The sequence below is a fragment of the Endozoicomonas sp. genome, assembly GCF_031844845.1.
In the GTDB taxonomy this organism is placed as follows: domain Bacteria; phylum Pseudomonadota; class Gammaproteobacteria; order Pseudomonadales; family Endozoicomonadaceae; genus Endozoicomonas.
Map to the genome: position 1 here is coordinate 1 of NZ_JAVRMB020000292.1, position 9,241 is coordinate 9,241.

9 protein-coding genes are annotated in these 9,241 nt (G+C 51.0%); 1 reads left to right on the plus strand and 8 read right to left on the minus strand.

Annotated elements, in window-relative coordinates; translation table 11 throughout:
• Nucleotides 1–581: 581 nt before the first annotated feature.
• The gene (gene trmB, locus RM811_RS15865; protein ID WP_402526180.1) at nt 582–1,316 is read right to left on the minus strand and encodes a tRNA (guanosine(46)-N7)-methyltransferase TrmB; all 735 of its coding nucleotides are present in this window, start codon (nt 1,314–1,316) and stop codon (nt 582–584) included.
• 149 nt (nt 1,317–1,465) lie between these two features.
• Here trmB and RM811_RS15870 point away from each other — a divergent pair, with 149 nt between their 5' ends.
• The gene (locus tag RM811_RS15870; protein ID WP_402526183.1) at nt 1,466–2,014 is read left to right on the plus strand and encodes a hypothetical protein; all 549 of its coding nucleotides are present in this window, start codon (nt 1,466–1,468) and stop codon (nt 2,012–2,014) included.
• On the opposite strand, the gene RM811_RS15875 is transcribed toward RM811_RS15870, so the two are convergent.
• From RM811_RS15875 to RM811_RS15905, 7 genes are all read right to left on the minus strand, one after another.
• Complete coding sequence (locus RM811_RS15875) at nt 1,972–2,400, minus strand: DUF423 domain-containing protein (protein ID WP_402526186.1); 429 nt, start codon at nt 2,398–2,400, stop codon at nt 1,972–1,974. The genes RM811_RS15870 and RM811_RS15875 overlap by 43 nt on opposite strands.
• The gene (locus tag RM811_RS15880) at nt 2,397–3,635 is read right to left on the minus strand and encodes a heme biosynthesis HemY N-terminal domain-containing protein (protein ID WP_402526188.1); all 1,239 of its coding nucleotides are present in this window, start codon (nt 3,633–3,635) and stop codon (nt 2,397–2,399) included. Before RM811_RS15880 ends, RM811_RS15875 begins: the two co-directional genes overlap by 4 nt.
• Nucleotides 3,632–4,942 (minus strand): uroporphyrinogen-III C-methyltransferase, encoded by a 1,311-nt coding sequence (locus tag RM811_RS15885; protein ID WP_402526191.1) that lies wholly within the window; start codon nt 4,940–4,942, stop codon nt 3,632–3,634. The genes RM811_RS15880 and RM811_RS15885 overlap by 4 nt, the downstream gene beginning before the upstream one ends.
• 116 nt (nt 4,943–5,058) lie before the next feature.
• On the minus strand, nt 5,059–5,805 hold the full coding sequence (locus tag RM811_RS15890) for a uroporphyrinogen-III synthase (protein ID WP_402526193.1): 747 nt from the start codon (nt 5,803–5,805) through the stop codon (nt 5,059–5,061).
• Between the two features lie 313 nt (nt 5,806–6,118).
• Nucleotides 6,119–7,042 (minus strand): hydroxymethylbilane synthase, encoded by a 924-nt coding sequence (hemC, locus tag RM811_RS15895; RefSeq protein ID WP_402526195.1) that lies wholly within the window; start codon nt 7,040–7,042, stop codon nt 6,119–6,121.
• Nucleotides 7,043–7,170: 128 nt separating this feature from the next.
• A complete protein-coding gene (locus RM811_RS15900; RefSeq protein ID WP_402526197.1) occupies nt 7,171–7,908 on the minus strand; it encodes a LytR/AlgR family response regulator transcription factor in 738 nt (245 codons plus the stop codon).
• Between the two features lie 4 nt (nt 7,909–7,912).
• Nucleotides 7,913–8,977 carry a sensor histidine kinase gene (locus RM811_RS15905; RefSeq protein WP_402526199.1) on the minus strand — a complete coding sequence of 355 codons (1,065 nt, stop codon included), beginning with the start codon at nt 8,975–8,977 and terminating at the stop codon, nt 7,913–7,915.
• Nucleotides 8,978–9,241 lie beyond the last annotated feature (264 nt).

The following is a 9,241-nucleotide window of genomic DNA, read 5'->3' on the forward strand; positions in this document are numbered from 1 at the left end:
AGCGTCAGATGAGTATAAGAGACAGGAGCGTGGGAGCGAGGAGGGTTAACCTCGTTCCCACGCTCTGCGTGGGAATGCATAGCCAACCACAGGAATCATGTCTGTGGTTGGGTCCTGGCGCTACCACGCAGAGCGTGGGAGCGAGGAGGGTTAACCTCGTTCCCACGCTCTGCGTGGGAATGCATAGCCAACCACAGGAATCATGTCTGTGGTTGGGTTCTGGCGCTACCACGCAGAGCTTGGGAGCGAGGAGGGTTGAACCTCGTTCCCACGCTCTGCGTGGGAATGCATAGCCAACCACAGGAATCATGTCTGTGGTTGGGTCCTGGCGCTACCACACAGAGCGTGGGAGCGAGGAGGGTTGAACCTCGTTCCCACGCTCTGCGTGGGAATGCATAGCCAACCACAGGAATCGTGTCTGTGGTTGGGTCCTGGCGCTACCACGCAGAGCGTGGGAGCGAGGAGGGTTTTGGACAACCGCCTTCGCGAGGATGACGGTCGGGGGGGGGGTTTGCCCTTTTGCGACACCCTCCTTCGCGGGGATGACGGTGGTATGGGTATCAGCGCTTAGCTGCACCAGGTCAGTTAACGCGGGTAAACAGCAAGTCCCACACACCGTGCCCCAGCCGGTGACCACGCTTTTCAAACTTGGTTAAAGGTCGGAAATCAGGTCTGGGAGCGTAACTGTTGTCGGCAGCTATATTCTCGAAGCCTTCCGCTGCAGTCATGACTTCCAGCATCTGTTCCCCATAGTTTTCCCAATCTGTTGCCAGATGGATGACACCACCCAATGCCAGTTTGGGGCGGAGCAGCTCAATAAACGCTGGCTGGATCAAACGACGTTTATTATGGCGTTTCTTGTGCCATGGATCCGGGAAGTAAATCTGTACACGGGACAGGCTGCCATCAGGCACACACTGCTTTAATACTTCAACCGCATCATCACAGTAAGTTCTAAGGTTGTTAATACCGGCCAGACGGGCTTCATTCAGCAAGCTGCCCACGCCAGGACGATGAACTTCAATACCAATGAAATTCCGGTTGCTTTCGTTGGTTGCCATGGTGACCAGGGAGTGTCCCATCCCGTAGCCAATTTCCAGAACCCGGGGTGCCTCATCAGCAAAGGCTTTCAGAAAGCCTTCTGAGCCCTGTTCCAGAGCCAGTCCCCAGTCTTGCCAGCACTCATCCCAGCCCCGTTGTTGTCCCGTGGTCATGCGGCCTGCACGAATCACGAAGCTTTTGATCGGGCGCTTATGGAGGGTTTCCTGCTGGAGGCTATCATCAGTCTCGTCGACTGGTTTCACAGTATCGTTCATGGACTTCTGAATTCGTAGAAAATAATCGGCGTAAGATACTGGTCAGGGTGTAAATTGCAAATTTGTATGGCTGTAGTTGTCGTAATGGGAACTAATTCGGTCATATTTTGTCTAGTAAGCGAGAAGCTGATCACGTTTGGGGGGAGGGGATGCCAGTCGCATTTTTGAATGTTATTAGTAAATTTGGGCATTATGTTCCGGTTGATGAAACGGTGCTACAAGAAAAAGAGGAACTATCAGGTCAGTTAAACGCTCTGAGATGCGTCCAGTGTAAAAATATTAACTTTTCTGGGCGGAAACTTCAGGGGGGTGACGATGTTGTATGTGTTAACTGTCTTATTGGTTTGCTAAAAGATATATGTACCTCCCCCAGCTTCTCAGGCGATATTGTGGAGTTTAAAAATCTGACTCAATATAGCATCACTGAATGTAAGCTCTTGCGTTCTCTGCGGGTGATTTGTTCGATTGAAAATTGTGATAATTCCAGGCATAGCCTGGGAGCAATTGATGCTCATATGGTGTGGGATCACGGGGATAGAGAGATACGTCAGCTTGTTTTAAGTCCGGAGGAGTGTGTGGATAATTCCTTTCCTGCCAGTGCAGGGGGAAGTTCGATTGAGTATAGTGAGTTGCCCCCTGATATAGACCTTACGTCTTACTCGGATTTTGAGGTTGGTAGTGACGATGAAGTTGTTTGATGAAAGTCTTTAAGGGCGAATATCGTCAGCATCAGCCAGCCCAGCATAAAAGAGACACCGCCCAATGGTGTGATCATTCCCAGCCAGCGAATGCCCTCCGGGATTACCAGTTCACCAAGGCTTAACAGATAAAGACTGCCCGAAAACAGAAGAATCCCCAGACTGAAAAAGCCTGCACACCACTTAAGCCTTTTAGACGCAGCATAAGTGGTGCTTAACAGGGCTACGAATACCAGTGCCAGACTGTGATAAAACTGGTAGTCAGCCGCAGTCTGGAATACCTCCATGGCTCTTTCAGAAAGTCTTCCATCCAGAGCATGGGCGCCAAAGGCACTCAGAGCCACCGCGATCAGGCCGCTGGTGGCTCCGATGAACAGAGCATTCATTGTTTATAAATTCCTGGCAGATTGGTTGCGCTATCAGCGGCCAGAAGCAATCCTTCCTGAAAGTAACGGGAGCTGGTTTCAAACTCATCCAGATGCCCCAGCAGGTGCCCCAGCTCATTGTATACATCGACACTTTTACGAAGCCTCAGGCTGGTTTCCAGGTATTCCCTCGCTTTGCCCCAAAGTTCATTCCGAAGTGACAGCCGACCCAGCGCCAGAAGTAGCTCAGGATCATTGGTGCGCTGGTTCAGCAGAGATTCCGCAGACAACAGCTGTTTCTTCGAATCCCGGCCAGGCGTTTTACCATAGAGGCGAATCAGTGATTCACTGTAACAATGATTGAGGTTTTCTCTCAGCAGCAACTCGGCTTTTTCCTCTGCACCAAGACGTACCAGGCATTCAGAGTAGCGATAGAGAATAACCGGATCCTTTCTCTGTCTGTGGCTCAGGCCTGCCCAGATATCATCAGCGGGTTTCACCCGTTCCCCGGTAGAGAGACGGTTGCGGGCATAACTGTATGCCTGTTCGAACAGCGCCTTAAATGCCTGCTGCTCAAGCTGGTGATACTCATCATCTTTGACCACTTTCTGCTTCCGCAGTGTGGGCAGGAGCTTTTCAAGGGACTGCCAGTCATTCAGGCGGATATAGACCTGCTTCAGCATTTTCAGAATGTAGGTATGGCGGGGGTATTTTTTGTGCAGATGCTTTAGTGTCGCCAGAGCCTGTTCCAGATGGTTGCTGGCCAGCTGCAGTTGCGCCTGGGTGATACCAATCGCCATCTCTGCACCGGGGGCGTTGCTGTCTGCCTGTCTCAACCAGTTGGCGCTGGCTTCATAGTTACCTGCTTCGTGTGCGGCTTTGGCTGCAGCCAGATAATTGATTAAGGGAGACTCCCCACTCTTGGCTGCCTGTCCAAGCAGTTTTTCGGCTTTACGCCAGTGGCCTTTGGTAAATTCCGCCAGGCCGCGGTCAAACAGTTTTCGGGCTTTCGCTTTTCTGGCTCTGGACGAAAGTGGATAGATAAAGCTGAAGGTTCCCAGCAGCAAACGGAAGGCAATAACGGCCAGCCAGATCAAACCCAGGGAGATCACAGCCAGCAGTAATAAGCCCCAGAGACTGCTTTCAAAAGTCATGCTGTCGTAGGCAATCAGGACATAACCATGATCATTGACCATGATATTGGCCAGCAAAAAACAGGCGGAAACAAGGAACAGGAAAAGTGCAAACCCTTTCATGAAATCTGTACTCCCAGCTCTGCAGACTGATCTGGCTCAGTTACGGACTCACTATCATTTCCATCTTCTTTGTCCGGTGAGACTGACTCCGTCTTATCTTCGGCCTCTGATGGTGAAGGGTCTTCCTGTTGTGGGGACGAGATACTAAAATCAGACTGATGGTCTTTCAGTGCATCCAGAGAACGATGGATGCTGGGCATTTCGGACGTTATTGAAATCCCCTGCAGGTCAGAAAGCGCTTCTGCCAGTTGCTCACTCACTTCACCACCCAGCATGAAATAACGGCTCAGCCAGTCATTGGCCTGCTTCAGGCTGTTCTGATAAATCGCCTGCTGCCCGCTGATCAGTGCCAGCTTGCCCTGTTCGATCAACAGCAGCATCTTTTGACGGATTAACTGGTCCTGCTCCGGCGTCAGCAATACCTCAATGGGCTGTTCTCTTTGAGTGTTGATTCGGAAAAGCTCAGTGAACCGGTGCCAGGTATCCAGCAGCATCGCCTGGATGATCTGTTGCCAGCTTCCGGTCTGTTCGTCAGCTTTCTCATTAGAAAACGAAGCGTCATTAGATGGCAGAGCGCTTGCTGCATCGACGATATGGCTATCATCAAGAATGACCAGCTCGGGGATCAGGTCAGCCACTGCCGACAACCGTAGCCAGAGGCTTTCCTGGTTCAGTATCGTTGTGGATTTCAAGACCGCCATATCTTCTGCCAGTGCTTCTCTGATCGGGAATAGAGAATAGTCATCCAGCTGTTCAAGAACTTGTTCGGCGCTGCCCATTAACTCCAGGGCTCCCGAAACATCATTGACGGTTAACAGCCGTTGATTAGCCAGACGCAGCAGGTATTCAACTTCAGCAATACGCCATTGATTTCGAGAGGAACCTTCAAATTCTCTGACTTTTGCAGAAAGTGCATCGGTTCGGGAAAGGAGCCTGGCTTCACGTTGCTGCAGCTCAAGCAGTTGTTCTTTGTGGTTGTCGATGTTAGTCGAGGTATTCTGTGCCACCGTAGTCAGTCTGGCCTGCTGACGGGCAATCTGTGTTTGCAGCTGATCCATCCCTTCACGAAGAATGGGCTGACTCTGCTCCAGCGGCATGGCACGCCAGCCAATATAACCACTGAGACCCAGGGCACAGGCTGATATCAGCAGGGCTAATCCCGCCAGACCTTTACCTTTGTTGTCACTTTTTCTGGCTGGCTTATTTCCTGGCCTGGACGCTTTCTCAGGTGTTTTACTGCTATCTTGCTGCACGTTTTCAGGTTTCTTTTCCGGTAAACGGTCGGTATTTTGGTCTGTATCACTCACGCTTGGGCCTTCCGATTGTTCGAGAGGATTGTCCGGGAGAGTATCGCGATTGTTTTTCTGTCTCTGAGAGTTTTCGCGACCACATCTTCAGGGGGCCCACTCATTTTTCAAAAAAGTCAGATTTGGGCCAATGCCTGCAACATCACTTCGTTGCTGGCTCCACGGGTATTGATTACCTGTTGGAAACCCAGGTTATGAGCCTGTCCTGCTACCCGTTCGCTGGGAACCAATAGCCGATAGTCAGCTCGCCGGGACATGGGTAAGTAGTACCCAAGATTTGTCAGGGTTTCTCCACTACCACAGAGGATGACATTGATTGAATGGCTTTCCAACTTTTTTACGGCAGCATTGCGCTCATAGTCTGGACGGGAACGTTGATAAACTTCCAGGGCCCGGACCCTGCCTCCTGAGTAACTCAGTTGTTCCTCCAGCAGGCCTCGACCACCGACACCCTTGATGATCAGTAATCTCTCGCTTGCCACATTATTAAAAGTATCCAGTTCCAGAAGCGCTTCACTATCAACCCCGTTTTCTGAAAACTGTGCCCTGACATTGTAATGTCCAAGCTCGGTAGCCGTACTGCTGCCAATGGCAAACCACTGGCCGTGGATGGGCAGCTGCGGCCAGTACTGTTCAATCAATTCCATTCCCAGCTTTGCCGCAGGACGACTGGTAACAATGATCCGGTCAAACTGATCCAGCGATAGCAGGCAGTCCCGCATGGCCTGCGTTTCGGGTATAGCATCAATATTGAGCATGGGCATTGACCAGGCCTGGCCCTTTGCCTTTTTGATCGCCTCTGTTAATGCCCGGGCCTGTGGTTCAGGTCGGGTAACCAGTGCCCGGATGTGCGACAGATTCATTGTTTCCCTTTTCCCGATAAGAATTTGTCCCCGAATAATTTCCACTTTTCCGGTGACAGTCAAAAAGCTTGTTTGGCCACTGAGACACAGAGGCACGGAGGAAAAGCTTTTAAAAAACTCTGTGTCTCTGTGTCTCCGTGGCGAAAAACAGTAACGTTTCCTTGTTCTCACCCTTTGCATGGCAATTCAGGCTACGGAGTATCAACAAGCCCTGCGGCATATGGCCAGCTCCGTATGCATTCCCACGCAGAGCGTGGGAACGAGGTTAAAAACTCCGTGTCTCCGTGGTGAAAAAACAGTAACGTTATCTATCTCAGTGATGCTCCAGTTCAGCAAGAATTCGATCAGCGCCCTGTTCCAGCAGGGATTCTGCCACCTGAATGCCGGCAGATTCATAATCACTGGCAGCACATTGCACTTCACTGCGATAAATGGTCTTACCATCCGGACTCCCTACCAGTCCTCGCAGAAACAGCTGGTCACCATTCAGTTCCGCAAATCCGCCAATGGGTACCTGACAGCCACCATTCAACCGTTTGTTCATGGCGCGTTCGGCACCCACCCGGATTGCGGTATCTGTATCATGCAGGGGAGTGATGAGTTGCCTGGTGACTTCATCATCCAGTCGCAGCTCAATACCAACCGCACCCTGACCGGCTGCAGGAAGACTCAGGTCTGTATCAAGGTAAGTTTTGATCCGGTCAGCCATCTTCAGTCGAATCAGTCCGGCAGCCGCCAGAATGATAGCGTCATATTGGCCATCATCCAGTTTGGCCAGACGGGTGTTCACATTACCCCGCAGAAAGTTGATGGTCAGATCCGGGCGGGCAGCCAGAATCTGGCACTGTCGACGCAGGCTTGAAGTCCCCACAACCGCTCCCTGTGGTAATTCATCAAGGGAAGCATAGTGGTTGGATACAAAGGCATCCCGGGGGTCTTCCCTGGGGCAGATTACCCCAAGCTCCAGGCCTTCCGGAAAGTCCATGGGAACATCCTTCATGGAATGCACGGCGATGTCGGCACGATTTTCCAGCAGGGCATTTTCCAGCTCTTTAACAAACAGCCCTTTACCACCAATCTTGGCTAAGGGTGCATCCAGAATCCGGTCCCCCAGGCTGGTCATTTTTACCAGCTCTACCTCAATGCCCGGATGCAGATGTTCCAGTTGTTGTTTAACGTATTCTGCCTGCCATAAGGCAAGGGCACTTTTTCGGGTAGCGATGCGAATGGTTTTCACAGGTTTGACGGCTTCTATTAGTAAGTTTCAGCACCTGTCAGCTACTGGCAGGAAGTTGAGGGGGATGATACGACAGACAGGGCGTAAGAGACAGTTTCAGGAGGAGAAGCCAGGTACGAATACTCTGGCTATAGAGACTGCATAATCTTCTTGATCAATGGCACATGGCGGCGGCTGATGGGGAGGCGTTCAGAGACTTCTTTGAGATGAATAAAGCAGTGACCCTTATCATCCCGTGAAAGGCTTTCAATGGCATCGCGCCGCACCAGTGCATTTCTGTGAATCCGGACAAAATGCTGGTTATGATTCTCTTCCAGTTCTTTGAGCGGATCATCAATCAGTACCTCACCGTGGCGGTGATAAACGGTTACATATTTGTTATCCGCCATAAAATACAGAACATCATTGAGCGGAACCAGCTCAATACCGCGGAGTGTTCTGGCAGCAATATGCCCCTGCTCTTTATCTTCCGGCAGATGATCGTTCAGCCAGGCCAGTTGCAGGCGGTTGAGTTTGCTGGCCCGTTGCAGTGACTGATTCAGGTCTTCCTGGCGAATAGGCTTCAGCAGGTAGCCGACAGCCTGAGCGTCAAACGCTTCCAGCGCATGATTGTCATAAGCAGTACAGAAAATGACCGCAGGGGGCTTTGCCATTGTGCTAATGTGCCTGGCCGCTTCGAGCCCGTCCATGACCGGCATGCGGATGTCCATCAAAACGATATCCGGTTGATATTGGCTGCACAGTTCAATGGCATCCCGACCATTGCTGGCCTCATGCTCAAGTACCATAAAGTTATCAAACCGGCTAATCAGATATCGCAGCCGTTCCCGGGCCAGAGGCTCATCATCCACAATTAGTACATTCATTGTTTCAGTGGTCGGTTCCTGTCTGTAAGTGATCAATCTTGTAGGGGTATTGAACCCGCGCAGTAAACCATTTGGAACCGGACTTTTCTTTTATATCCGTAGTCAGGCTGGCTTTGCTTCCGTAAAGCATCTCCAAACGGGAACGGATATTGTTCAGAGCAATCTGGTTGCCTTTTGAAATAGTCTCTGTATAGGGCATCGGATTTTCTACAGAAATCTGAACCATTTGATGGTTGACACTGATGGTGATATTGATACAGCCACCTTCCTCCAATGGCTGTATTCCGTGGTATACAGCGTTCTCCACCAGGGGCTGCAGGGTAAAAGGCGGAATGGTCATCCGTTGTGGCAGCGCACTGATTTGCCACGTTACCTGAAGTCGTTCCCCAAGCCTCTGCTGCTCAATTCTCAGGTAGCTTTCACTGATCTGGATCTCTTTATGGATAGGCACTACTGCGCTTCGATTTTGCAGGCTGGCTCGAAACAGGTCCGAGAGATCTTCCACCGCCTGCTCTGCTTTTTCGGGATTAATCTGGATCAGGCTGGCAATTATGTTCATGCTGTTGAACAGGAAATGAGGCCGTATATTAGCCTGTAGTGAGTCAAAGCGAGCATTGTGAATAACCCGTTGTTGTATATCGACTTCATATTGGATGTAGAAATAGCGCAGTAGCATGGCTGAGATGATCAGTGCTGCCAGTAGATTCCGGCTCACCTCTTGCCAGTCCGGCATAAAATGCATGGGGGTCAGGATAATCTGGGCGAGCAGGGTCAGTATCAGAGTAATAATCTGAACACCCAGCAGGGAAATTATGACCGATTGCCAGATAGGGAGCTTTCTCAGGAATGGGCGAGCCAGGTAGAGAAAGGCGCTGCTGGAAAGCACAATCCACTGAACGAACAGTGACAGCATAGCCAGCCGTGTCCAGCTGAATGGAATCTCACTGGGGAGTGCCAGCACCTGAACCAGGACAAACAGTTCTGAGATTAACACCAGCATAAAGACGGACTGACCGGATCCAAGGTCGGGAAGAAAAAAATCGTCTTTACGGTAGTGTGTCTGGATCATAATTTTTGTGGCTCTCGTTTCCACACTTGTAATAGGTTGTTGTAATAGGTTGTTGTAAAAGGGGGAATTAAACAGGTACCCGTCATTCCCGCGAAGGCGAGGATCTATTGCTCGCGATGGATTCCCGCCTTCGAGGGTGTCGCAAAAGGGCAAAACACCCCCCGACCGACATCCTCGCGAAGGCGGTTGTCGCAAAACCCTCCTCGCTCCCACGCTTTTAGGCCCTGTGGGTCCTGCGTGGTAGCGCCAGGACCCAACCACAGA